General features: G+C 66.3%; 28 protein-coding genes and 1 tRNA gene. 7 read left to right on the top strand and 22 right to left on the bottom strand.

The window, feature by feature from the left end:
• Positions 1–75: 75 nt before the first annotated feature.
• Genes rplS through ffh form a run of 5 tightly spaced genes read right to left on the bottom strand, consistent with a single transcriptional unit; the run spans position 76 to position 3,697 of the window.
• Positions 76–462: a 50S ribosomal protein L19 gene (gene rplS, locus ACFO0A_RS08385; protein WP_379538555.1), complete on the bottom strand. Its 387-nt coding sequence runs from the start codon at positions 460–462 to the stop codon at positions 76–78.
• A complete protein-coding gene (gene trmD, locus ACFO0A_RS08380) occupies positions 459–1,202 on the bottom strand; it encodes a tRNA (guanosine(37)-N1)-methyltransferase TrmD (protein ID WP_379538554.1) in 744 nt (247 codons plus the stop codon). Before trmD ends, rplS begins: the two co-directional genes overlap by 4 nt.
• On the bottom strand, positions 1,199–1,693 hold the full coding sequence (gene rimM / locus ACFO0A_RS08375) for a ribosome maturation factor RimM (protein ID WP_379539633.1): 495 nt from the start codon (positions 1,691–1,693) through the stop codon (positions 1,199–1,201). Before rimM ends, trmD begins: the two co-directional genes overlap by 4 nt.
• Positions 1,690–2,217 (bottom strand): 30S ribosomal protein S16, encoded by a 528-nt coding sequence (gene rpsP / locus ACFO0A_RS08370; protein WP_379538553.1) that lies wholly within the window; start codon positions 2,215–2,217, stop codon positions 1,690–1,692. Before rpsP ends, rimM begins: the two co-directional genes overlap by 4 nt.
• A 34-nt stretch (positions 2,218–2,251) precedes the next feature.
• Positions 2,252–3,697, bottom strand: coding sequence for a signal recognition particle protein (gene ffh, locus ACFO0A_RS08365; RefSeq protein WP_379538552.1), 1,446 nt, complete (start codon positions 3,695–3,697; stop codon positions 2,252–2,254).
• Between the two features lie 258 nt (positions 3,698–3,955).
• On the opposite strand from ffh, the gene ACFO0A_RS08360 reads away from it, so the two are divergent.
• The 6 genes from ACFO0A_RS08360 to ACFO0A_RS08335 all read left to right on the top strand — a co-directional run bounded on the left by ACFO0A_RS08360 (position 3,956) and on the right by ACFO0A_RS08335 (position 9,991).
• Positions 3,956–5,650 carry a putative bifunctional diguanylate cyclase/phosphodiesterase gene (locus ACFO0A_RS08360; RefSeq protein WP_379538551.1) on the top strand — a complete coding sequence of 565 codons (1,695 nt, stop codon included), beginning with the start codon at positions 3,956–3,958 and terminating at the stop codon, positions 5,648–5,650.
• 65 nt (positions 5,651–5,715) lie between these two features.
• Entirely contained in the window at positions 5,716–6,531 is an 816-nt protein-coding gene (dapF, locus tag ACFO0A_RS08355; RefSeq protein WP_379538550.1) for a diaminopimelate epimerase, read from the top strand.
• Positions 6,528–7,709, top strand: coding sequence for a MiaB/RimO family radical SAM methylthiotransferase (locus ACFO0A_RS08350; protein WP_379538549.1), 1,182 nt, complete (start codon positions 6,528–6,530; stop codon positions 7,707–7,709). The genes dapF and ACFO0A_RS08350 overlap by 4 nt, the downstream gene beginning before the upstream one ends.
• Complete coding sequence (gene ftsY, locus ACFO0A_RS08345) at positions 7,706–8,632, top strand: signal recognition particle-docking protein FtsY (RefSeq protein ID WP_379538548.1); 927 nt, start codon at positions 7,706–7,708, stop codon at positions 8,630–8,632. The genes ACFO0A_RS08350 and ftsY overlap by 4 nt, the downstream gene beginning before the upstream one ends.
• A gap of 41 nt (positions 8,633–8,673) precedes the next feature.
• Entirely contained in the window at positions 8,674–9,342 is a 669-nt protein-coding gene (locus ACFO0A_RS08340) for an inner membrane-spanning protein YciB (protein ID WP_379539632.1), read from the top strand.
• Between the two features lie 58 nt (positions 9,343–9,400).
• Positions 9,401–9,991 carry a urate hydroxylase PuuD gene (locus ACFO0A_RS08335; protein ID WP_379538547.1) on the top strand — a complete coding sequence of 197 codons (591 nt, stop codon included), beginning with the start codon at positions 9,401–9,403 and terminating at the stop codon, positions 9,989–9,991.
• A 120-nt stretch (positions 9,992–10,111) separates the two neighbouring features.
• On the opposite strand, the gene ACFO0A_RS08330 is transcribed toward ACFO0A_RS08335, so the two are convergent.
• The 14 genes from ACFO0A_RS08330 to ACFO0A_RS08265 all read right to left on the bottom strand — a co-directional run bounded on the left by ACFO0A_RS08330 (position 10,112) and on the right by ACFO0A_RS08265 (position 21,188).
• The gene (locus tag ACFO0A_RS08330) at positions 10,112–12,052 is read right to left on the bottom strand and encodes a potassium transporter Kup (protein ID WP_379538546.1); all 1,941 of its coding nucleotides are present in this window, start codon (positions 12,050–12,052) and stop codon (positions 10,112–10,114) included.
• A gap of 175 nt (positions 12,053–12,227) precedes the next feature.
• Positions 12,228–12,875, bottom strand: coding sequence for a tetratricopeptide repeat protein (locus tag ACFO0A_RS08325; protein WP_379538545.1), 648 nt, complete (start codon positions 12,873–12,875; stop codon positions 12,228–12,230).
• The gene (locus ACFO0A_RS08320) at positions 12,872–13,288 is read right to left on the bottom strand and encodes a cytochrome c-type biogenesis protein (protein WP_379539631.1); all 417 of its coding nucleotides are present in this window, start codon (positions 13,286–13,288) and stop codon (positions 12,872–12,874) included. The genes ACFO0A_RS08325 and ACFO0A_RS08320 overlap by 4 nt, the downstream gene beginning before the upstream one ends.
• Entirely contained in the window at positions 13,288–13,866 is a 579-nt protein-coding gene (locus ACFO0A_RS08315) for a DsbE family thiol:disulfide interchange protein (RefSeq protein ID WP_379538544.1), read from the bottom strand. Before ACFO0A_RS08315 ends, ACFO0A_RS08320 begins: the two co-directional genes overlap by 1 nt.
• On the bottom strand, positions 13,863–15,824 hold the full coding sequence (locus ACFO0A_RS08310) for a heme lyase CcmF/NrfE family subunit (protein ID WP_379538543.1): 1,962 nt from the start codon (positions 15,822–15,824) through the stop codon (positions 13,863–13,865). The genes ACFO0A_RS08315 and ACFO0A_RS08310 overlap by 4 nt, the downstream gene beginning before the upstream one ends.
• 10 nt (positions 15,825–15,834) lie before the next feature.
• On the bottom strand, positions 15,835–16,302 hold the full coding sequence (gene ccmE, locus ACFO0A_RS08305) for a cytochrome c maturation protein CcmE (RefSeq protein WP_379538542.1): 468 nt from the start codon (positions 16,300–16,302) through the stop codon (positions 15,835–15,837).
• Positions 16,299–16,448 (bottom strand): hypothetical protein, encoded by a 150-nt coding sequence (locus tag ACFO0A_RS08300; RefSeq protein WP_379538541.1) that lies wholly within the window; start codon positions 16,446–16,448, stop codon positions 16,299–16,301. The genes ccmE and ACFO0A_RS08300 overlap by 4 nt, the downstream gene beginning before the upstream one ends.
• 17 nt (positions 16,449–16,465) lie before the next feature.
• Positions 16,466–17,209: a heme ABC transporter permease CcmC gene (gene ccmC / locus ACFO0A_RS08295; RefSeq protein ID WP_379538540.1), complete on the bottom strand. Its 744-nt coding sequence runs from the start codon at positions 17,207–17,209 to the stop codon at positions 16,466–16,468.
• Between the two features lie 138 nt (positions 17,210–17,347).
• Positions 17,348–18,412, bottom strand: coding sequence for a Glu/Leu/Phe/Val family dehydrogenase (locus ACFO0A_RS08290; protein WP_379538539.1), 1,065 nt, complete (start codon positions 18,410–18,412; stop codon positions 17,348–17,350).
• A gap of 53 nt (positions 18,413–18,465) precedes the next feature.
• Positions 18,466–18,542: transfer RNA gene (locus ACFO0A_RS08285), tRNA-His, on the bottom strand.
• A 160-nt stretch (positions 18,543–18,702) separates the two neighbouring features.
• The gene (gene gspK, locus ACFO0A_RS08280) at positions 18,703–19,704 is read right to left on the bottom strand and encodes a type II secretion system minor pseudopilin GspK (RefSeq protein WP_379538538.1); all 1,002 of its coding nucleotides are present in this window, start codon (positions 19,702–19,704) and stop codon (positions 18,703–18,705) included.
• A complete protein-coding gene (gene gspJ, locus ACFO0A_RS08275; RefSeq protein WP_379538537.1) occupies positions 19,701–20,303 on the bottom strand; it encodes a type II secretion system minor pseudopilin GspJ in 603 nt (200 codons plus the stop codon). The genes gspK and gspJ overlap by 4 nt, the downstream gene beginning before the upstream one ends.
• Entirely contained in the window at positions 20,303–20,698 is a 396-nt protein-coding gene (gspI, locus tag ACFO0A_RS08270) for a type II secretion system minor pseudopilin GspI (protein ID WP_379538536.1), read from the bottom strand. Before gspI ends, gspJ begins: the two co-directional genes overlap by 1 nt.
• Positions 20,685–21,188: a GspH/FimT family pseudopilin gene (locus tag ACFO0A_RS08265; RefSeq protein WP_379538535.1), complete on the bottom strand. Its 504-nt coding sequence runs from the start codon at positions 21,186–21,188 to the stop codon at positions 20,685–20,687. Before ACFO0A_RS08265 ends, gspI begins: the two co-directional genes overlap by 14 nt.
• A gap of 78 nt (positions 21,189–21,266) precedes the next feature.
• On the opposite strand from ACFO0A_RS08265, the gene ACFO0A_RS08260 reads away from it, so the two are divergent.
• Positions 21,267–21,917 carry a prolyl hydroxylase family protein gene (locus tag ACFO0A_RS08260; protein WP_379538534.1) on the top strand — a complete coding sequence of 217 codons (651 nt, stop codon included), beginning with the start codon at positions 21,267–21,269 and terminating at the stop codon, positions 21,915–21,917.
• Here ACFO0A_RS08260 and ACFO0A_RS08255 read toward each other — a convergent pair.
• The 3 genes from ACFO0A_RS08255 to fabZ form a co-directional block, all read right to left on the bottom strand.
• Positions 21,914–22,801 (bottom strand): lysozyme inhibitor LprI family protein, encoded by an 888-nt coding sequence (locus ACFO0A_RS08255; protein ID WP_379538533.1) that lies wholly within the window; start codon positions 22,799–22,801, stop codon positions 21,914–21,916. The two genes, ACFO0A_RS08260 and ACFO0A_RS08255, sit on opposite strands and share 4 nt — an antisense overlap.
• A 191-nt stretch (positions 22,802–22,992) precedes the next feature.
• Positions 22,993–23,220 carry a 50S ribosomal protein L31 gene (gene rpmE / locus ACFO0A_RS08250; RefSeq protein WP_379538532.1) on the bottom strand — a complete coding sequence of 76 codons (228 nt, stop codon included), beginning with the start codon at positions 23,218–23,220 and terminating at the stop codon, positions 22,993–22,995.
• A 102-nt stretch (positions 23,221–23,322) separates the two neighbouring features.
• Positions 23,323–23,817, bottom strand: a complete 495-nt coding sequence (gene fabZ, locus ACFO0A_RS08245; protein ID WP_379538531.1) for a 3-hydroxyacyl-ACP dehydratase FabZ — start codon at positions 23,815–23,817, stop codon at positions 23,323–23,325.
• Positions 23,818–23,827: the final 10 nt, after the last annotated feature.

Genomic DNA, 23,827 nt, shown 5'->3' with positions numbered 1-23,827 from the left:
CCGGCGTTCCTGTTCTGGAAGCCGGCCGTCTCGGTCTGTGTTGCAGCCCGATCGTCAGTCAGATCGGTCTTCAGCTCATTCCGCGGCAACCGCGCCGGTTTTGGCAACCTTGCGCTCGGCAATACGTGCGCGCTTGCCGGTACGGCCGCGCAGGTAATACAGCTTCGCCCGGCGCACCACACCGCGGCGAACGACGGTAATGCTGTCGATGTTCGGCGAGTAGAGCGGGAATACGCGCTCGACGCCTTCGCCGAAGCTCATCTTGCGAACGGTGAAATTGCTGCCCAAGCCGCGGTTCGAGCGCGCGATGCACACGCCCTCGAATGCCTGAACGCGGGTACGCTCGCCTTCAACGACGCGCACACCGACGCGGACGGTATCGCCCGCGCGAAAATCGGGAATCGACTTCCTCGACTTGAACTCCTCGATGGCCTCGGCCTCGAGCTGCTGGATAAGGTTCATGACCCGTCCTTCGTTTCCTGCCGCGCGCCAGAGGCAGATCGAACCCGAGCGCCGATATGACGCTCCCAAAGGTCCGGCCTGCGTAACCGTGTCTGATCCTCTGCCTGTTGCTTTCGCCAGGCAGCGATCTTCGCATGATCCCCCGATCGCAGCACTTCGGGGATCGTGCGCCCTTCCCATTCGACGGGCCGGGTATAATGCGGGTACTCGAGAAGTCCGTCCTCGAACGATTCCTCGGCCCCGCTGGAAGCCGCGCCCATTACGCCGGGAAGCAGCCGAATGCAAGCGTCGAGCAGCGCCAGTGCGGCAGGCTCTCCGCCCGAAAGGATTATGTCGCCAAGGCTGACTTCCTCGATCTCGCGCGCGGCGAAAATCCGCTCGTCGAAGCCCTCGAACCGGCCGCACAGGATCGTAACCCCCGGACCCGTCGAAAGCGCCCGCACGCGATCCTGGGTAAGGGGTTTGCCGCGCGGCGTCATCGCCAGCACCGGGCAGGCGGGATGCGCTGCGAGCGCGTGGTCGATCGCTGCCCCCAGCACATCGGCGCGCAGGACCATTCCCGCGCCGCCGCCTGCGGGCGTATCGTCGACCGTACGGTGCTTGTCCGCCGCGAAGTCGCGGATCTGGATGGCTTCGAGCGACCACGTTCCCGCTTCGAGCGCGCGGCCGGCCAGGCTGACCCCCAGGGGTCCAGGGAACATCTCGGGGTAAAGCGTGAGGACGGTGGCGGCAAAGGTCATGACGCGGCGTAGATCGCGTCGATCACCACCCGCTCACCGTTCCACTCGGGCACGGCATCGGCACGCATGGGCACCATGAACCGGCTCTTGTCGGCGCGCTCGACCTCCAGAACGTCGCCCGCGCCGAAATTCTCGACTGCGACGACGACGCCAAGCGGCATGCCCGCATCCGACACCGCCGGAAGTCCCAGCAGGTCGGCGTGGTAGTACTCGTCCTCCGCAAGCGGCGGGAGGGCGCTGCGGGGAACGGTCAGGGCCGTCCCGCGCAGGGCCTCGGCACCGTTGCGGTCGGTGATTTCGGCGAAGCGGGCGATTGCCCCGCCCTTGCCGTCGTCGCGCAGCTTGGCGACGGTCAGCGCGCCCCCGTTGAAGGCGCGGTGCGCCTTGAGCGACGCGATCCCATCACCGAACAGCTTCAGGCGGACCTCGCCCGTCACCCCGTGCGCGCCGATAACGGCGGCCAGCGTGACGGGCCGGTCCACTTCCCTCAGCCTTCGGCCGGATCCTGCGAGCTCTGGCCCTCGACGCCTTCGGCGGTGTCGCCGGCATCGCTGTCGGGGGTCGACTCGTTGACCGCAACCGCCGGCTCTTCGGCGGCGTCAGGCGCGGCGTCGACAGCCTCGGGCTCGGCTTCCGGCTCGGGAGCGGCGGCAGCAGCGGCAGCAGCTTCCTCGGCCTCGGCGGCCTTGGCGGCACGATCCTCGGCGCGTTCCTTGGCCTTCTTGCCCGGCTCGCCCTTGTTGGGGTTGTTCGTGGCAGCACGCTCCTGAATGCCCTTGGCGTCGAGGAAGCGGGCGACACGATCGCTCGGCTGCGCGCCGACGCCCAGCCAGTAGCGGGCGCGATCCTCGATCAGCTTGACGCGGTTCTCGTCATCCTTCGCGAGCAGCGGGTTGTAGGTCCCGATCTGCTCGAGATACTTGCCGTCGCGGGCGGCGCGGCTGTTGGCCACGACGATGCGATAATACGGGCGCTTCTTGGAGCCGCCGCGCGAGAGACGCATGGAAACAGACATTTACTTCACCTTTCGTTGAATTCGGGGAAATCGGTTATTTCTTGAACAATCTGGACATGTCCGGCCCGCCGAGCCCGGGCAGGCCGCCGCCGCCCATGCCCCCGCCACCGCCGCCAGGACCGCCGAGGCCGCCCTTGCCGAACATCGCGCCGAGGCCCTTGAGCCCGCCCATCTTGCGGATCTGCTTCATCGCGCCGGACATGTCCTTGTGCATCTTGAGCAGCCGGTTGACGTCCTGCACCTGCGTTCCCGAACCCTTGGCGACGCGAATCTTGCGTTTCGCGTTCAGCAGTTCGGGACGGGTGCGTTCCTTTTCAGTCATCGACGAAATGATCGCATCCATCTGGGCAAGGATCTTGTCGTTCCCGCCCTGGGCAAGCGCCTGCTTTGCCTGCTTCATGCCCGGCAGCAGCCCGGCGAGCATGCCGAGGCCGCCCATGCGGGTCATCTGGCGAAGCTGGTTGCGCAAGTCGTTGAGGTCGAACTGCCCCTTGGCGAGGCGCGCCGCCATCTTCTCGGCGTCTTCCTGCTCGATCGCAGCAGCCGCCTTCTCGACGATCGAGACGACATCGCCCATGCCGAGGATGCGACCGGCGACGCGAGAGGGGTTGAACGGCTCGATCCCGTCAAGCTTCTCGCCCGTTCCGGCGAACTTGATCGGCTTGCCCGTGACGCTGCGCATCGACAGGGCGGCACCGCCCCGCGCATCACCGTCCATCCGGGTGAGCATCACGCCGGTCAGGTCGACCTGCCCGGAAAAGCTCTGCGCGACGTTGACCGCGTCCTGGCCGGTCAGGGCATCGACGACGAGTAGCGTCTCACGCGGATTGGCGATCGCGGCGACCGCCTTCATCTCGTCCATCAGCGCCTGGTCGACGTGCAGCCGGCCAGCGGTGTCGAGCATGAGAACGTCGACCGCCTGGAGCCGCGCCGACTGGACCGCGCGGGTCGCGATCTCGACCGGCATCTGGCCGGGCACGATGGGCAGCGTTGCAACGTCGATCTGCTCGCCCAGCACGCGCAACTGGTCTTGCGCCGCGGGGCGATAGACGTCGAGGGACGCCATCAGTACTTTCTTGCCCTGGCGGTCCTTGAGCAGCTTGGCGATCTTGGCGGTGCTGGTGGTCTTGCCCGAACCCTGAAGGCCGACCATCAGGATGACGACCGGAGGGGCGGCATTCAGATCAAGCTCGGAACTCGTGGCGTCGGCGCCCTCGCCGCCCAGCATCTCGACCAGCGCGTCGTTGACGATCTTTACGACCTGCTGTCCGGGCGTGATCGACCGCAGGACGTTCTGGCCGACCGCCTGTTCAGTTACCCGATCGACGAAGCGGCGGACCACCGGCAGCGCGACGTCGGCTTCGAGCAGCGCTATCCGCACTTCGCGCATGGCGCTGCGGACATCGTCCTCGCTGAGCGCGCCGCGCCCGCGCAGACGGTCGAATACCCCGCCCAGGCGATCGGAAAGACTGTCGAACATCGCGCTGGCGCGCTCCTGCGAAACGGGCCTAGACCAACGCGAAAAACGCCGGTGGACGAAACCTCGTCAACCAGCGCGCCGCGTCAATCCGACCGACGGATACTTCGCGAAGTCCACCCTGGGCAGTCCCGCGATGTGCGCTCCCTAGCGCCAACGTGCCGCAAAGGCAAGCTCGGCCCAACCCAAGCGGCGGATTTAACGCAAAATTAGCGCAAACCATTCAGAACGCGAAGGGAACGGGACTTGGGGTTTAAGCACGTGACCACCAGAGCGGGACCACCGCAACAGCAACCGAAGCCCTCGGGCAGGCCGTACCGCTTCGGACGGGCCGAACGCGACATCGTGGCGCTCGGGATCATCACCGCGGCGATCATCCTGTTCGTGGGCACCGGCGGGACCGTCCTACCGCAGATCGTGCGCGCCTGGATTGGAACCGGCGCTGGCCCGGATCGCCTCCTCACCAACGCGCTCCTACTCAATATCGCGCTCGTCATCTTCGGCTGGCGCCGTTACGCCGACCTTACCCGCGAAATGTCGGAACTGCGCCGGGTCGAGGAGCAGGCCTTCCTGCTTGCGCAGACCGATCCCCTCACCGGTTGCCTCAACCGCCGCAGCATCGGCCCGGCGACCGATGAGCTCATCGCACGCGTGGCGCTCCGCGGACAGCTCGTCGCGATCCTCATGCTCGATCTCGACAACTTCAAGATGGTCAACGACCTTAACGGCCACCTCGCGGGCGACACGATCCTGCTAGAGACCGCCCGCCGCGTCAGCGAATGCCTCTCGCCCGAAGCCATCCTCGCCAGGCTCGGCGGCGACGAGTTCGCCTGCGTCGTGCCGTTCGAGCCCGCCCGGGCCGACGCAGTCGACCTGCTGGTCGAAAGGATCATCGAGCAGGTCGCCCGCCCGGTAGAGTTCAACGGGTCGATGCTCGACGTGACCGTTTCGGTCGGGATCGTGCGCAGCGACGATACCCGCGCGGCGAGCGACCGTCACGATGCACAGGCCATGCTCCACATGGCCGACATAGCGATGTATCACGCAAAGAAGAACGGCCGGAACCGCTACTTCTGGTTCGAGGCGACGATGGAAAACGAGCTGCGGTTCCGCAGCGAGATCGAGAGCGGCATTCGCCGGGGCATCGTCCTTGGCGAATTCGTGCCTTACTACGAGCAGCAGATCGATCTCGAGACCGGCCACTTGGTCGGCTTCGAGATGCTGGCGCGGTGGCGCTCGCCCAAGCTGGGGCTCGTCAGCCCGGAAGTGTTCATTCCGATCGCCGAGGAGATCGGTGTGATCGCCGAGCTGTCGGAACAGCTCATCGCCCAGGCGCTGCGAGATGCCGGCGAATGGGATCCCTCGTTGACGCTTTCGGTGAACATTTCGCCGATCCAGCTGCGCGATCCCTGGTTCGCGCAAAAAATCCTAAAGCTGCTGGTCGAGGCGAACTTTCCGCCCAGCCGCCTCGACATCGAGGTCACCGAAAGCTGCCTGCACGAAAACGTGGGCGTGGTGCGCTCGCTGATCACCAGCCTGAAAAACCAGGGCATTCAGATCAGCCTCGACGATTTCGGCACCGGCTATTCCAGCCTCGCGCAGCTCCGCTCGCTACCGTTCGACCGGCTCAAGATTGACCGCAGCTTCATCTCCACGCTCAATTCGAGCAAGGAAAGCTCTACGATCGTCCAAGCGATCACCTCGCTCGGCGTGGGCATGAACATGCCGATCACCGCCGAGGGCATCGAAAGCGACGAGGTTCTCGAGGAACTGCGCCGCCTCGGCAAGTTCAAGGGCCAAGGCTATCTCTACGGCCGGCCCGAAACCGCCGAGCAGGTCCGGGCAAGTCTCCAGGAACGCGGGCTCCTGGCACGCGAGACGACCGAACTCGATCTTCGCCCCGAGCATGAGCAGATGCGGGATTCGCTGCTGCGCGCGGGCGGCAGCGCGGCCTAGCCGCCCAGCCCGCCGGGGGCCGAGCCACTGGACGTAGGCGCGCTGGACGCATAGTGACCCGCGCGATGCGCGCGCCCTTCACTAAAATGCACGGACTCGGCAACGACTTCGTCGTGTTCGATGCGCGCCACGCGCCGCTGGCGATGACCGCGCAGCTGGCCGCCGCGCTGGCGAACCGTCACACCGGGATCGGCTGCGACCAGCTTATCGTCCTCGTCCCTTCGAGTAATGCCGATCTCGGCATGCGGATCTTCAATGCCGATGGCGGCGAGGTCGAATCTTGCGGCAACGCGTCGCGCGCGGTCGGGCTGCTGCTGGGCCACGCGGCGCGGATCGAGACGCTGGGCGGAATCGTCAGCGCCGAACCCGCAGGCGGCGGGGTCGCCGTCGACATGGGCAAGCCCCGGTTCGAGTGGCAGGACATCCCGTTGGCCTATGCGATGGATACGCTGCGGATGCCGGTCGGTTGGGAGGATCTCGACAGCCCGAGCGCGGTCAACGTCGGTAACCCGCATGTCGTGTTCTTCGTGTCCGATGCCGACGCCGTCGACCTCGCCCGGCTGGGTCCGCAGATCGAGCATGACCCCCTGTTCCCCGAACGCGTCAACGTGAACGTCGCCACGATCACCGGGCCGGCCGCGATCCGCCTTCGGGTTTGGGAGCGCGGCGCCGGGCTGACGCGTGCCTGCGGGACGGGAGCCTGCGCCACGACCGTTGCAGCCATCCGCCTTGGCCTCGTCGCCCGCGAGGTGAGCGTGACGCTTCCTGGTGGCGCGCTCAACATCGCCTGGCCGATGGCGGGCTCGATTCGCATGACCGGCCCCGCTGCCGAGAGCTTTCGCGGAACGGTGGACCTTGCTGCCTACGGGGCGACGAAGTGAGCGCGCCTGCCGTGATCACGCTCGGCTGCCGACTGAACATGGCCGAAAGCGCGCGGATCGAAGCGATGCTCGCGCGGGAGAGCGACGTCGTCGTCGTCAACACCTGCGCCGTCACCGCGGCGGCTGTACGCGAAAGCCGCAAGGCCGTCCGCCGCGCGGGCCGCGGTGGTGCGCCGGTTTGGGTAACGGGCTGCGCGGCGACCATCGACTCGGCTCAGTTTCATGCGATGCCCGAGGTTGCGCGAGTAGTCCCGAATTCGGCCAAGCTCCTCGGTGCGAGCTGGGGCGGCAACGCGCGGGGCGATGCCGCAGGCGGCGCCGCGGCGCTCTCGGCCTCGCATTCCCGCGCCTTCATTCCGGTGCAGAACGGCTGCGACCATTCGTGCACGTTCTGCATCATCCCCCAGGGCAGGGGCGTCAGCACATCGCGCCCCGCCGCCGAGGTGATCGCGGAAATCGCCGCGGTCGCGGATGCCGGCGTCGCCGAAGTGGTCCTGACCGGCGTCGACCTCACCAGCTACAGGCCTTCGCTCGGCGCGCTTGTCCGTGCGATCCTCGATGCGTGTCCCGACCTTGCCCGGCTGCGCCTGTCGTCGCTCGACGGGGTGGAAATCGATCCGCTCCTGTTGGATCTTATCACCGGCGAACCAAGGGTCATGCCGCATGTTCACCTCTCCCTGCAGTCGGGCGACGCGATGATCCTGAAGCGGATGAAACGCCGCCACACGCCCGGCCAGGCGCGCGAACTGGTCGGACGCCTCAAAGCCGCTCGACCCGAGATTGCGGTCGGCGCCGATCTCATTGCGGGTTTTCCGACCGAGGATGCCGCCATGCATTCCGAAAACCTCGCCGCGGTGCGCGACTGCGAAGTCGTTCACGGTCACATCTTTCCCTATTCGCCGCGACCCGGAACGCCAGCCGCGCGCATGCCGCAGGTTGATCCGGCGCTCGTGCGCGAGCGAGCCGCTGAACTGCGCGCCGCTGTCGAAGCGCAGCGCAGCGCCTGGCTTGCATCCCTGATCGGCACCGCCCAACCGGTGCTGGCCGAACGCGACGGGACGGGTCACGCCCCAAACTTCGCGCGCTTTGCCTTGCCCGCCGGCACCGAGGCCGGCGCAATCCTGACAATGACCGCAACGAGCATTGCCGACGGCATGCTCATCGGAGCCGCCCCATGACTGCCGAAACATGGACGGACCGGCTGTTCGGTGGCTTTCGCAAGACCTCGGAACGACTGACCGGGAATCTCAGCGGTATCGTGAGCAAGACGCGGCTGGACGACGAGCAGCTCGACCGGATCGAGGATGCGCTGATCCTGTCCGATCTCGGCCCGCGCGCAGCCGCCCGCATCCGCGAGCGGTTGGCGGCCGAGCGGTTCGAGCGCGGACTCGATGACATGGCGATCCGCGAGGCCGTGGCCAGTGAGATCGCCGCGATCCTGCGCCCCGTGGCCAAACCCCTTGAAATCGTCGCCTTCCCGCGGCCGCAGGTTATTCTCGTCATCGGGGTCAACGGCAGCGGCAAGACCACGACGATCGCAAAGCTCGCCCACTTGTTCCAGGAACAGGATTACGGCGTGATGCTGGCGGCGGGCGATACCTTCCGCGCCGCCGCAATCGGCCAGCTAAAGGTCTGGGCCGACCGGTTGGGAATACCCATCGTGAGCGGAGCCGAGGGCGGCGATCCCGCAGGCATCGTGTTCGACGCCGTTAAGCTTGCGACCGAGCGCGGCATCGACACGCTGATCGTCGACACCGCGGGCCGTCTTCAGAACAAGCGCGAGTTGATGGACGAACTGGCGAAGGTCCGCCGCGTGCTGGGCCGCCTCAACCCCGCGGCGCCGCACGACGTGGTGCTGGTGCTCGATGCCACCAACGGTCAGAATGCCTTGCAGCAGATCGAAACCTTCAAGGAGGTCGCGGGCGTGACGGGCCTCATCATGACCAAGCTCGACGGAACCGCGCGGGGCGGCGTGCTGGTCGCCGCTGCCGAGCAGTATGGCCTGCCGATCCATGCGATCGGCGTGGGCGAAAAGATCGACGACTTGCGCCCGTTCGACCCGGACGTGGTCGCCAAGGTCATCGCCGGAGTGGGACGTTGAACGAAACCAAGACCGTCGAACAGCGCACGGTGCGCGAGGCGCTGGCGCGGGTCGAGGGACCGCCGCGCGAGCCCGCGTCCCGCCCGCCGAAATCCTCCTGGCTCAATCTCGTGGTCGACTACGGGCCGTTGCTCGTCTTCTTCCTTGCCTACCGCCATTTCCGTCCGGACGATGACAGCTCCGGAGTGGGCGAAGTGGTTGCGGTCACCAAAAGCACGGTGACCTTCATGGTCGCCACTGTCCTGGCGCTGGTCGTGTCGAAGTGGCGGCTGGGCAAGGTGTCACCGATGCTGTGGCTCTCCTCGGTGCTGATCATCGGCTTCGGGACGCTGACGGTGTGGCTAAACGACCCGTTCTGGATCCAGGTAAAGCCGACCGTGATCTATCTGTTCTTTGCCGCGATCCTGTTCGGGGGGCTGCTGCGGGGCAAGGCCATGCTCAAGCTCCTGCTGCAGGCCGCCTTCGACGGGCTGAGCGACGAGGGTTGGATGAAGCTGTCGCGCAATTGGGCCGTGTTCTTCGTTGTCCTGGCGATCGCGAACGAGATACTTCGGCATGTCCTGACCTTCGACGGCTGGCTTCAGGCCAAGCTGTGGGGGGTCACCACTGCTTCGTTCCTCTTCACTTTCGCGCAAATCCCGATGCTGCTTCGCCATGGGCTGGGAGGCGAGCAGAAGACAGAGGTGGAAACCAATCCCCCCCAGGGTTGATGCGCGGCTTCAACCTGTGACATAGGTCAGGTCAACGGGTCGAAATGGGGGAAATTCGATGGCCAAATTCTTCGGTAATCTGCATCTTGTCCTTGTCACCGGGCTGGTCCTGGCGATCGTGGTGATGATGGCGTTCGTCGGCTGGACCGGCGAAGGCGCCAAGGAAGTGACGAACGATGTGCTGCGCTGGCTGCATGCGTTCTTTGGCATCCTGTGGATCGGGCTTCTCTATTATCTGAACTTTGTGCAGGTGCCGACGATGCCCAAGATCCCGGCCGAACTGAAGCCGGCTGTAACTGGCCACATCGCGCCCAACGTATTCTTCTACTTCCGCTGGGCAGCACTCGCGACGGTCGTGCTGGGCCTCGCGATCGCGTTCCACGACGGCTACGGCGCGCAGGCGCTCACCCTTGGTGGCAACGGCGCAGACGGCATCAACCTTATCGGAATCGGCATGTGGATGGGCCTGATCATGGCCTTCAATGTGTGGTTCATCATCTGGCCGGCTCAGAAGAAGATCCTTGGCGTGGTCGACGCCACGGCAGAGGAAAAGGCCGCAGCGGCGCCGCGCGCGCTTGCTGCGAGCCGCACCAACCTGCTGCTGTCGCTGCCGATGCTCTACTGCATGGTAAGCGCCAACCTCGCCTGATCGGCGTCCTCCCGGCAAAGCCGGAGAGCGAATTACGGGGCGCGATGTCTTGCCGGACATCGCGCCCCTTTTCGTTGTGGTGCCATTAGATCAGGCGCCGGTCAGGCCCGGCGCTCGGGCTCAAATCTCGATCTGGCTGCCCAGTTCGACCACCCGGTTGGTCGGCAGGCGGAAGAACTCCATCGCGCTCGCCGCATTGCGCAGCATCCACGCGAACAGCTTTTCCCGCCAGATCGCCATGCCCGGCTTTGCCGAGGCGATCAGGGTCTGGCGCGACAGGAAGAAGCTGGTCTTCATCATGTCGAACGGCGCGCCGCACATCGTCACCTGCTTAAGGGCGGCAGGCACGTCGGTTTCCTCGAGGAAGCCGAAACGGATCGCCATCTTGTAGAACCCCTGTCCCAGATCCTTGACCGCGTAGCGATCCGCCTGGTCGACATAGGGTACGTCCTGGATCGCGACAGTCAGGATCACGACACGTTCGTGCAGCACCTTGTTGTGCTTGATGTTGTGAAGCAGCGCGGAAGGAACTCCGGCGGCGGTGGAGGCCATGAATATCGCGGTGCCGGGAACCCGTGCCGCGCTGTTGTGGGCCGACTTGGTAAAGACCTCGATCGGGATCGACCCCTCGGCCATGTTCATCCGCATCAGCGCCCGCCCGCGCGACCATGTGGTCAAGAGCGTGAAAATCAGCAGCCCCAGGGTGAGCGGCAGCCACCCGCCATCGGGAATCTTGGTGAGGTTCGCGCCCAGGTAGGCGGCGTCGATGGCGAAGAAGATCGCGAGGAGCGGAACCGAGTAAACGGGCTTCCACTTCCAAAGGTTGAATAGCACGACCGCGAGCAGGAAATTGTCGATCAGCATCGCGCCGGTCACGGCGATGCCATAAGCCGCGGTAAGGTTGGAGGAACGCTGGAACACGACGACAAGCAGGATGACCGCGATCATCAGCGCCCAGTTGATCACCGGGATGTAGATCTGCCCCGCAGCCGTTTCGCTGGTGTGCTTGATCGTCATGCGCGGAATGAAGCCGAGCTGGATCGCCTGCTGGGTGACCGAGAACGCTCCAGAGATCACCGCCTGCGATGCGATCACCGCGGCAAGGCTGGCAACGATCAGCAGCGGCCATTGGAACCATTCGGGGGCCAGGAAATAGAACGGGCTTTCTAGACTCGCCGGATCACGCATCAGCAGCGATGCCTGGCCGAGATAATTGAGCACGAGCGCGGGAAGCACGAAGACGAGCCACGACAGGCGGATCGGACTGCGCCCGAAATGGCCCATGTCGGCGTAAAGCGCTTCAGCGCCCGTCACCGCGAGAACCGCCGAGCCCATTGCAAGAAAGCCGCGGAAGGGGTCGGCGAGGAAGAGCTCGACGGCGTGATGCGGGCTGAGCGCGCCGATCACTTCCGGCATCTGCGCAATCGAAACGACCCCGAGGACTGAGATCGTCGCGAAATATGTCAGCATGATCGGGCCGAAGAAGGTCGCAACGCGCGCCGTTCCGCGGCTTTGGATAAAGAACAGGAAAACGAGGATGCCGACAACCATCGGCACCACCAACTGGCGCAGTTCCGGCTGATACACGGCCACACCCTCGATCGCGCCGAGCACCGACACCGCCGGGGTTATCATGCTGTCGCCATAGAACAGCGAAGTAGCGAAAACGCCGAGTAGGATGATCCCGGTCGTCCATTTCTTGCCGCCCACATTCTTGTTGATCAGCGCAAGCAAGGCGAGGCTTCCGCCCTCGCCCTTGTTGTCCGCGCGCATGATCACGCTGACATACTTCAGCGTCACAATGATCATCATCGACCAGAACATCAGGCTGATGATGCCGTAGACGTGCAACTGGTCCAGTGGCAGCGGATGGTGGCCAGCGAAGGTATCGCGCAGGGCATAAAGCGGGCTGGTACCGATATCCCCGAAGACGACGCCGATGGCGCCGACCGCCAGCTTCGCGATCCCGCCGTGCATCTCGTGGCCGTGGCCGTGACCCGCGGAGATGCGTTCCATCGACCCCTCTGATGGTACCGGGCCGGGGGTGGCGTCACTGCTCATTGCACAAACGCCCCCGGTATCAGCGACCTCGCGGACCGGCCGATAGGGCGCCGGTCTCGACAACCTGCGGCCCCTAGCAGTGGACCGGGGTCGCCGCAACCGCAGCCGGCTTCGGGCGATCCGGCTTGAAACGCTGCATCGCGGCTGACGGTTCCGATGCCGGAGGCGCGGGTAATCAAGGTGCCGGAGCGGCGGCAGGACCGGACTGGGCGATCATCGCATCGAGCCGGGCCAACCGCTGCTCAAGATCATCCTTCCAGCTAGCCCCAGCCGGAGCGCGCGCGAGAAGCTCGGCCCAGATCGTGCGCGCTTCGGCAAGGCGGCCGGACTGGGCGAGTGCAAGGCCCATGAAGAACGGCGGGCCTGGATGCTCCGGTGAGATCGTGGCCGCGCGCTGGAACGCGAACTGCGCCGCGGGACCGATGAAACCGTCGCTGTGGCCGACGAGGGCGTTGCCCAGCGCAACCCACAGATCGGGGTCGTTCGGGGATTCGTGGATGCCGCTGCGCAGGATGTCGGCTGCGCTGCCATACTGGCCGCGCCGGCTCATGCTGTCGGCGATGATGAGCCAGGACTGCCCCTTGCCGAAGCCCGCTCCCATCGCCTGGCGCTCGGCGATCTGCTCCTCCTTGGCGCCTTCGGGTACGTCGACCGCCTCGCGCGGGGAACCCGGCTGGCCCGGGTGGCCTTGCAAGGCATAGCCCGCGATGCCGAGCAGTAGCGCCGCTCCGACGAGCTCCCAACCTGCCCGTGGCAGCTTGAGCAGGAACACCAGTCCGGCAAAGACGGCGAGCGCGGCGCCAAGGATAAGCACCCAGGTCATGTCGCGCTGCTCCGCGAACGGCGAAAGCGGCGCCGCAGGAGGACCGCGGCCAGAACGAGGAACACCAGCGGCGCGGCGAACAGCGGCCAGGTCAGCGGACGAAGCTGGGGCGTGTAAGTGACGTAATCACCGTAACGCTCGATCAGCCACTGCCGGATCGCCTCGGGCTCCTCTCCCGCCGCGATCCGCGTGCGGACCTGGTTACGCATGTCGCCCGCCATCGGCGCGTCAGAATCGGCAATCGACTGGCTCTGGCACTTCAGGCAGCGCAGCGTCTCCATCAGCGCCTGGGCCTTGGCTTCCTGTGCCGGATCGTCGAGCTGGCGATAGGCATACGGTGCGGGCGGAAGGAGGTCCTGCGCGCAAAGCGGGGCCGCAAAGACGAGCGCAAGCAGCGCGAGGAAGATCCGGATCACTGTGCGGCCTCCTGCAGCTTGGCCATGATGGTGGGAATATCCTCGGCCCGGATATCGCCGATGTGCTGGTGACGGATGATGCCCTTGCCGTCGATCACGAACGTCTCGGGCACTCCGGACGAGCCGATGGCAAGCTGGATCGCGCTCACGTCGTCGGCGCCGATGCGGGCGAACGGATTGCCGTAATTGGCCAGGAACCGCGCGACATCGGGCTGGCGATCGCGGATCGCGACACCGTCGATCTCAACTCCCTGCCGGGCGAGAGCGGCAAGCTGCGGGCTCTCAGCGGCGCATGGAATGCACCAGCTGGCGAAGATATTGAGCAGGCGGGGCTTGCCGTCAGTGAAATCCGCGCGTGCCAGTCCGGGGCGGTCGGGAACAGCGGGCCGCAGGGCGAACTGTGGCAGCGGCTTGCCGACAAAGGCGCTCGCCACCTCGCGATCGGCCGGACGAACCAGCCCGAAGATGACCAGGACGAAGAAACCTGCAAACAATGCAAGCGGCAGCCAAAGCCACAAGCTCGGCCGCGACGCAGGCGCATCGGCCTGGAGGTCTTCGGGAACGACGGCGGTCATCGTCCCTGCCTCTCGCGACGATAGGCGATCTTCTCGTTTGCCCGCAGCCTTCTCACGTCGTGCGCGACGCGTCCAAGAAGCGCCAGCAGGCCGCCTAGGCCGACAAGCAATCCGCCGAGCCAGATCATCGGTACGAACGGCTTCCACCAAAGGCGCAGCTGCCAGCGATTGGCACCCTGTTCGCCGGGCGCCTCTTCCCCGAGGACCGCATAGAGCTGGCCGTTCCAGCGGGTGAGCAGCGCGCTTTCGCTGGTCTGCGCCGGCGGGGTCGTGAAGGTGCGGGCCTGCGGATGGATCAACGACGGCTCGTCCCCGGCGTAGCTTGCGCCGAGTTCGGCCTCCAGTGCGGTCCAATTCGGGCCGGCTACCGGCTCGATCGAACGGAGGGTGATCGTCCACGGACCGACCCGGGGACTGTCGCCAATGCGGGCGGCGACGAGCTTCTCGATCGAGAAGGCGCTGTCGCAAGCAACCCCGAACAGCGACACGGCGATTCCGGCATGCGCGACAACCATGCCCCACGTGGCAAGCGGGGTTCGGCGCAGGTTTCGCCCCACAAGCGGCATCAGGCTGCCCACGAAGAGCGCGGGCGCGAGCGCCATGCCCAGGAACGGCAGCCACTTCACCGCGGGGACCGCGACGACGAGGCCAAGCAGCACGATCGCGGCGAGCACCGCGGGGATCGCAGCCATCGTCGATATCCGCGCGAACCTGTCGTTGCCCCAGCGCATCAGAGGCCCGATCGCCATGACCGCGAGCATCGGCACGAAAAAGATCGCCGACACCGGGTTGAAATAGGGCGGACCCACCGAAACCTTTTCGCCGAACGCCTCCGTCAGCAAGGGATAGAGCGTGCCGATCAGCACGATGCCCAAGATCGCGGTCAGCATCACGTTGTTGAACACCAGCGCGCCTTCGCGGCTGACGATAGCGAACCTGGCGCCCTCGGTCACTGTGGCGGCGCGCACCGCGAACAGCGCCAGCGCACCGCCGATGTAGATCGCCAGCAGCGTAAGGATGAAGCTGCCGCGTTCCGGGTCCACGGCGAAGGCGTGCACGCTGGTCAGGATGCCCGAACGCACGAGGAACGTGCCGATCATCGACATCGAGAACGCCACAACGCCGAGCATGATCGTCCACGCCCGCAGCGCGTCCCGCGAGGCCAGCACGCTGACCGAGTGAAGCAGCGCCGTCGCGGCCAGCCACGGCATCAGCGATGCGTTCTCGACCGGGTCCCAGAACCACCAGCCGCCCCATCCCAGCTCGTAATAAGCCCAGTACGATCCCGCGGTGATGCCGAGGCTGAGGAAAATCCAGGCACCCAGCACCCACGGCCGCATCGCGCGGGCGAAGGCCGGGCCAACATCGCGGGTAACGAGCGCTCCGATGGCGAAGCTGAACGCGACCGAGAGACCGACGTAACCGAGGTAGAGCGTCGGCGGGTGGAACGCGAGGCCCAGATCCTGCAGCAGCGGATTGAGGCCCTGTCCCTCGGGCACCGGCTCCGCCAGCCGTTCGAACGGATTGGAGGAGAGAAGGAGGAACGCGTAGAAGCCGAGGCTCACGAACGCCTGTCCGGCAAGCGTGGCGAGCATCGTATCCTCGCGCAGGCGCCGCTCGACCAGCGCCACGAACCCGCCTGCAAGTCCCATCACCGTGACCCACAGAAGCATCGAGCCTTCGTGATTGCCCCAGGTCCCCGCCAGCTTGTAGATCCACGGCTTCATCGAGTGGCTGTTCATCGCCACCAGCTTCACCGACAGGTCAGTACGCAGGAACAGCATGATGAGCGACGCGAAGGCCGCGGCGCACAGCACGCCCTGCGCAACCGCGACGGGGCGCACGACCGCCCCAAGTTCACGCCCCCGGGAGGTCAGGGCCATGCTGCCCGCGACAAGCTGGAGCAAAGCCAGCGCCGCCGCCATCCACAACAGCGCAAGGCCGAATTCCGCGATCATCGAGGCATGCTCATTTCGTTTCGGCTACCGCCGCGCGGGCCTTGGCCATGTCCTGCATCTCGCGGGGTACGTATTTCTCGTCGTGCTTGGCGAGAAGGTTGTCGGCAACAAAGGTGCCGTCGGCGCCCAGCTTGCCTTCAGCGACCACGCCCGATCCCTCGACGAACAGCGACGGCGTGATGCCGGCGAAGCGAACCGGAATGCGAGCCTTGCCGTCCTCGACGATGAAGTCGACCGTCACCCCGTCGGGGGCGGTGCGAAGCGAGCCTTTCTCGACCATGCCGCCGAGCCGCACCGCGCGATCTGGCGCGGGCGGCTTGGCGACCATGTCGGACGGCACGTAGAAGTAGGACGCCTGCGAGCGGAGCGCCCAGGCCGCGAGCAACCCCGCGCCGATGAGCGCGACGAGTGCGATCACCAGCAGGACAAGTCGCTGGTGCTTGGCCTTGAGACCGGAAGGCGCGCCGGACCCGCTCATTGCGAAGTCTTGCGCCGCGAAGCGTCGCGACGCCGCTCGGCGCGGCGCATCGTCGTCACTGACCAGGCGACCATCGCCAGCGTGCCGGTTATGCCGATCACATAGGCAGCCGCGACGAAGTCCCACTGGTTAAGCTGTTCGTGCATGAATGTCGCCCGCGCCCTCAGGCCGCCACCGCGACGGTGGCCTTGCGGCGAAGCCGGGCCTCGGCCTGGATGCCCGCCAGCAGGGTCCGCATTCGCGCCAGGATCACGCCGCCGAACAGGCAGCTGAAACCAAGCATCGCGATCAGGAGCGGCCACAGGAACGCGGGATCGATCGCCGACTTGCCCATCGTGATGCTGGGTGGCTGGTGCAGGCTGTTCCACCACACCACCGAGCGATTGATGATCGGAATATTGATCGCGCCGACCAGCCCGTAGATCGCCAGGATGCGCGACCCGCCGCCGCTGCCGGAAGCAGACTGACGCTGCGCCGCGTCGGCCAGTGCCAGGTAGCCGAAATAAAGGAAAAGCAGCACCAGGAAGCTGGTCAACCGCCCGTCCCAGACCCACCACGTTCCCCAGGTCGGCCGCGCCCAGATCGAACCGGTAACGAGGCATATCGCGGTAAAGACGCAGCCCGGCACGGCAGCGGCGCGCGCGGCAAGCGCGGCCAGCGGGTGGCGCCAGACCAGCTCGACAAGACTGGCGACGGCGATCGTCGTCCACCCTGCCATGCCCAGCCAGGCCGACGGGACATGAATGTAGAGGATGCGCACGGTATCGCCCATCAGGCGGTCGGCGGGCGCGGCCAGCAGGCCATAAGCAAGCGCGCAGCCGGCAAGCAGCAGACCGACGCCGAGCAGGATCGGCGTCAGCCAGCGCGCAATGCGCAGGAACCTGGCAGGATTGGCAAAGCCGTGCATTGCGCCGACGCGAAAGACCCCGTGAACCGAGCTCGTGCAACCCGGCGACCCCCGCCGCCGGAAGGCCATCCTCTGCCACTTGGCGCAAGGGGGAGCAAGGGCCTTGGACGAATGGGCGAGCGCAGTCGCCCCGCTGCGTCAGCGGCCGATCAGCTTCTGCGCCATCGCGTCGGCAACCTCGTCCGGGCTTCGGCCCGAGGCATCGCTTTCGCGCCAGATCGCGAACAACCGTTCGGGGATCTGCTTCAGACGCAGCCGGACCTCGTTGATGTCGCAGTGCTCGCCGCTCTGACGTGCGAGATATTCGAGCGCGACGCTGATGATGCCGCCCGCATTGATGACGTAATCGGGCGCGTAGAGGATGCCGCGCGCGGCAAGCGCCGCGCCGTGTTCCGGCAGGGCGAGCTGGTTGTTCGCCCCGCCCGCGACGATCGGCGCATCGAGCCGGGCCACGCCCTCGTCGTTGAGGATCGCGCCCAGCGCATTGGGGCTGAACACGTCGCAACTCACGCTCATGATCACGTCGGCGCCGACAGTCTGCGCGCCCAGCTCTTCGGCCAGTGCCTCGGCTCGCACAGCATTGCGATCGGCGAGCGTGAGCCGCGCACCATCGCGAGCCAGCAGCCGGGCGAGCCCGCCGCCAACGCTGCCGGTGCCCTGCACCGCGACGTGGACGCCCTTGAGATCGTCCCGGCCCAGCTTGTGCGCTACGGCGGCCTTGAGGCCATGATAGATGCCCATTGCGGTGAACGGACCCGGATCGCCGCCGGCGGCGCTGCCGTCGCCGCTCGGCAAACCCGAGACGAACGAGGTGCGCTTGGCCACCGCGACCATGTCCGCCTCGCCGATCCCGACATCTTCGGCGGTGATGTATCGTCCGCCGAGCGCCTGGACGGCGTCGCCGAACGCGGCGAGCATCTCAGGCGTCTTGGTGTTCTTGTCGTCGGCCAAGATCACGGCCTTGCCGCCGCCCATCGGCAAGCCGGCCATCGCGTTCTTGTAGCTCATCCCGCGCGACAGGCGCAGCGCGTCGCGCATCGCCAGCGACGGATCGGCATAATGCCAGAAGCGCGTGCCGCCCGCGGCAGGTCCCAGGTGGGTCGAATGGATCGCGACGATCGCGGTCAGTCCCGACGGGGCATCCCGCACCAGGGTCACCGTCTCGTGATCGTCAAAATCGCTTTCGGTCCAGAATGCCGCCACGTGCCGGTCCCACCCTTTGATTGAGGAACAAACGGCTGGCGCAAAAGGATTGATGGGGCGACCGAGGGGGCTCGAACCCCCGACCTCCGGTACCACAAACCGGCGCTCTAACCAACTGAGCTACGGTCGCCACATGCCCTGGCGCGCTTGCCGAAGCGCGCTGTTGCGGACGCGCCGAACCGCCGTCAAGCGGCGAATGACGCGAGGCGCGCCTGTTGCACAGCACCGCTGCCAAGCAAAGCGAAAATTGCCCGCAGCGAAAACTCGCGTAAGATTATTACGCGCGTCTTTCAACGCGTGTCGCGATCGCCCCAGCTTCGGCTCACGACGCGCGGGGGATCGACGCCGACATCGACCAGCGCCTCTTCTTCCAGCACCACCGAATCGACCGACACGGTCAGTCCGATGCGGAACCAGCGGCTTGTCACCTTTAGCTGGCCGATCGGTTCCGGCCCCAGCGTCTGCCCGCCAGCGGCGAACGGTCGCAGGAAATCGGCCGCCGATGCCACGCCGGTCGCCGGGCGCGCGGCAAGGATCGACTGGGCCTTGCGTACGTCGATCATCTGCGGGCTGAGCATGGCGATGAGCCGCGCCTGATCGGGCCGCAAGGTGTTCACGTCGATCGGCGAAAGCTCCGTCCCGGGAAGCGCGCAGAGCCACGGGCGAAGGCGGGCATAGATGACTGGCGTCATCCCCTTCACCGCGCGAATTTCGCTCGGATCGACGATCAGCCGCCCGCCGGTCCGGTACGGAGTGGCAAGCCCCATGTAATAGGCATCCTCCGCACCGTTCGGCAGCGGGGCATCGTCGCTGTCGATCCAGTCGACGATAGCGTCGCTGACCGGGATGTTCTCTCCCGGCGAAATGTCCAGTCCGTCCATCAAGGCGCGCAACTGGGCCAGCGCCACCGGCCGGAGCGAATACGCCCCTTCGGTACCGTCAACGAGCGAATTGAGGTTGAAGCAGTTGCCCGCATCCTCGATCCGCGCGACCACGTTACCGCGCGTCAGCGGCATCGCGAATTCGCGCCCAAGTAACCCTTGCGGATCAGCGGTCCGGTTGGGGCTGCTGTCGATCAAAGCCTTGATCCGCGCCATCGCGATGCTTTCCGCACTCACCGCATAGAGCCGGGCCTGGGTCATTGCCTGACTGTTGGCCGCCAGCCGAGTCGCCAGGTTGAGACGCTCAAGCATGACGGCTGCGATCACCGCCATCACCGCGACGAGCAGCAGCACGCTGAGCAGTGCGGCGCCGCGTTCGTGGGCCGGCGGCCCGCCAGGCGGCAGCCTCATTGGTAATTCGCTCCGACGAGCGACACGACGCGAAGTGGCTGCCCCCCACGCATGGTGATCGTCAGTTCGATCGCAACCGGCAGTTGTGCAGTGCGCTGCGGTTCCCAGCGATCGTGCCAGACGCCGTCCGCGGTGCGAAACCGCAAAACCGGCGGCGCTGCCGCATCAGCCAGCGCCGCGCCGGATTCGCTCGCCGCGCCATCGGGGTATGGCTGGCCAGCCCTTCTCAGCTTCCCGCCGCTCCACGAATAGGCGACACGCTGCAGGCTGGGCCTCGGAGAGCCGTCGAAATTACTCCATCCGCCGCGGGTCAGCCGCAGGATGGTGCCATCTGGGTTCGTGCCTTCCAGCGCCGGGCGAAGTTCTCCGTTCGCATCGCGCGAAGGCCGCGGGACGGCCTGGGCGAGGTCTGCGCTCCACACGCTAAGGAAGCGGCGCATCGCGGCGATCTGCTCGGTCTTGGTGCGACTGGCGGCCTCGGCATCGACGCTGAAGCGCAGCAGCGACAATGCTCCCCCTGCAATGAGCGCGAAGATTGCCAGGGCAATCAGCATCTCGACCAGCGTGAAGCCGTTTCGGCTGGGTGCGGGCGCCTTCATTAAACGCCGCCTTGCCGCATGAATTCCAGGGTCATCGCCTGGCTTGCCATGCCGGGAGTCGTTTCGCGGACCGACAGCAGCATCCGCAGGACGCCTGGCGCGCCCGCGGGAGCCACCGAGCGGCTCCAGGCAAAGCTGCGGCCGGCGTTCGTCGTGGTCCCCTGCGCGTCACCCAACGAAGGCGGCTGGGGGTCGGTGATCCATTCCGCCGCGAGGTTCTGCGCCACCACCTCACGCAACATCCGTTGATCGAGATCGGCGGTGCGGGAAATGCTCGCGCCTTCCATGCGCAGGAGGGCCAGCGCGGCGAGAGCGAAGACCGCGAGCGCCACCAGCATCTCGATCAGGGTGAACCCCGCCTCGCCGTGGTTGGCGCGAAGCTTAGCGCGCGCCATCGAGCGCCACCGTTCCGTCGCGAGCGATATTGACCGCAAGTTTGCCGGATCCCCGGGAAAGCATCACCCGCGCCTCGGTGCTCGACAGGCCCACCGGATCGAACACCACGCGCTGGCGCTGCGCCGCGTCGGTCCCACCGCCCAGCGCGGCGCGCGTGCCCGCCTTCCAGTCGACAATGCCGAAGCGCTGCGGATCCAGCGGCTCCCACGACTGTACGCCGCGCCGCTCGAAATAATAGCCCGCCCCACTCACAACCAAGGCGACCGGCCGGCCGCCACTGATCGCTTCGTCGCGTGCCGCGACGGTCCGCGCGGCGAACCTCTCGGCCTCGTCGCGCAGCACGCGGGAATCGCCGGGGATGGAAAGGACCGCAACCGTCGCAAGCAGTCCCATGACGAACAGCACGACCATCAGCTCGACCAGCGAAAAGCCGCTCTCGCCGAGCCCGGCTTCGGGCTGCGACGCGGGGCTGGGCATGGCGGTCGACATAGTGGCAGTGACTAGTCCCGCCCCGGACTGGCGGCAAGCTGTGGCCAGCGGCCGTCACAGCGATTATGGCGGGCCGCAATGGAGATATCCGACGGCCGGCGCACGAGCGAACACCTTCTCGCCCATCCCGGGGCGCAGCGGGTGCCGACCCCTCGCCTCGAGATGTTCATCGTGCGAAACTTTCTCGATCAGGCCGCTTGCGCCGAGCTGATCGCGCTGATCGAGGCCGACCGCCGGCCTTCGACCATCGCCGACGCGAACGGCGACGCCTATTTCCGGACGAGCGAGACCTGTGATCTGTCGCATGACATCCCGATCGTCGGTGCGGTCGACGACCGGCTAAGCGCACTGGCCGGCATCCCGACGCAGTTCGGCGAACCCCTTCAGGGCCAGCGATATGCCGAAGGGCAGGAATTCAAGTCCCACACGGACTACTTCGAGCCGCACGGCGCGGACTACGAGCGTTACTGCTCGGTGGCAGGACAGCGCACCTGGACCTTCATGGTCTATCTCAATGCACCCGAAGCAGGCGGCGCGACGCGCTTCAAGGTCATTGACAAGACCATCCAGCCCGAGCCGGGCAAACTCGTGTGCTGGAACAATCGCCGCCCTGACCTGAGCGTCAACCCGGCGACGCTCCATCACGGGATGAAGGTCCGGCGCGGTGTGAAGTACGTCATAACGAAGTGGTTCCGCGAGCGCCCATGGGGCTGGGAACCGACCGCCTAGTAATTGCCTTCCGCGATGTCGGTGATCTCGTCCATCCGGTCGCGATAGGCCTGCGCGATGCAGCCGTCGTTCGAACAGCGTTCCCGATAGGCAAGAAAGCGGTCGCGGGAGCGCCGCAGGTCGGCCCTCGTGCGCGCATCGGCGTTGTCCAGTGCGGCATAGAACCGCGCTGCCATTGCCCGATCAAGCGTCGCCAGCGAGGGATTGTCGCAGACCATGTGCTCGCTGCGCGTCCGCGCGTTGCGGCAGTTGAAACTGGGTCGCGGGGCGATTCGTTCGAGGGGTGGCTGAGCCGGGGGCGTATAGGCTGGCGGCGGAGGCGGGGCAGCTTGGGCCTGCGCTTGTGGCGCGGGCGCGGCCTCGGCGACCTGCACCTGCGTTGCCGTGACGGCGGGGCGATAGGCCTGCGCCTTGAGGTCGAACGCAGCCAGTTTGTAGACGATCGGTTCGGCCCCGCGCATCTGGTAGACGAGACCGGTTCCGTCCGCGGACACTTGCGCCGCGTATTCGATGTCGGCCTCAAGTTGGCGCTGCCCGGCGAATGCGCTTTCGGCTCCCGGCGGGACCTGGAGGATGAAGCGGCCCGAGCAAACGGTCACTCCCAGCGTTTCGTCGCGACTTTTGACGACGGGGTTTTCCATGCGGACAGTGGCATAGCGCGACAGCGTGTCGAGATTGACCGGATCGTTGTTGCGCAGGCGGATGGCCTGGTCGAACGCAACCTGTTTCAGCCGGTCGTAGGTCGCGGGAGAGGAACAGGCAGCCTGCGCCTGGCGGGTCAGCGCGGCCGCGCGGGCCGCGGCACGCGACTTGGCCGCATCGTTTGCCGGCTCGATCTTGCCGCAGCCAGCCATGACTAGCGGCGCGGCGATTGCGGCGAGCATCAGGAATCCAAATCGACGCGATGAAAGCACCCGTTCCTCCGCATGGCTCGACCGCGGACGCGGCCCGTCAGAACCAAACGCACGAGAGGCCCGATATGTTCGCGAAATTCGATTTCCGCCGCAAAGGCGGGGCGCACGAACGAAAAAGGGCGGCACGATGGCCGCCCTTCACGTTCGCCTGTGCGAAAGGCTCAGCGCTTGAGAGTGAGCCCACCGAAGCGCTTGTTGAACTGCGCCACGCGGCCACCCGAATCGAGCAGGTTCCCCTTGCCGCCGGTCCACGCCGGATGGCTGAGCGGGTCGATCTCGAGCGGCATGGTGTCGCCTTCCTTGCCCCAGGTGGAGCGGGTTTCGAACACAGTGCCGTCGGTCATCTGGACCTTGATCACGTGGTAGTCGGGGTGCGTATCGGCCTTCATGGCGGTAGTCTCTTTCACTGGCGGCCGGTTCCGACCGGCCTGAATGGAATGCGCGCCCTTAGCGGCGGGCGGGCCTGAATGCAACCGTGGCCCGATCCGGGATCAGGCTGCGGGAGGCTCCGCGATCATCGCGGTGAAGCTGACCTCGCAGGCCAGCTTGTCGCCCAGCATCGCGCGGCCAGCGAACTTGCATACCCGCGCGCGCTTCTGCGTGAACGAAACGTGCAGGTCGAGCAGGCAGCCCGGTTCCACCGGCGCGCGGAACTTGGCTTCCTCAATCGCCATGAAATAGACGAGCTTGCCGGTACCGGCGAGTTCCAGCGTCTCGACCGCAAGCACGCCTGCGGCCTGCGCCAGCGCCTCCACGATCAGGACGCCGGGCATGATCGGGCGGCCGGGGAAATGCCCCTGGAAGAAGCCCTCGTTCATTGACACCGCTTTGACCGCGTGGATCGACTCGCCGAGGACGATGCTTTCGACCCGGTCGACCAGCAGCATCGGGTAACGGTGCGGCAGGGCCGCCATCACCTTGGTCACGTCGTAAGCGAAAGGGGCCGCCGTGCTGGCAGCCCCTTCCCCGGTTTGCGTTTCGCTCACCTGCCTGGAT

The sequence above is a fragment of the Novosphingobium tardum genome, from assembly GCF_042652045.1.
In the GTDB taxonomy this organism is placed as follows: Bacteria; Pseudomonadota; Alphaproteobacteria; order Sphingomonadales; family Sphingomonadaceae; genus Novosphingobium; species Novosphingobium tardum.
The sequence above is the reverse complement of the archived record's forward strand: the minus strand, read 5'-3'. Positions and strand labels throughout refer to the sequence as shown.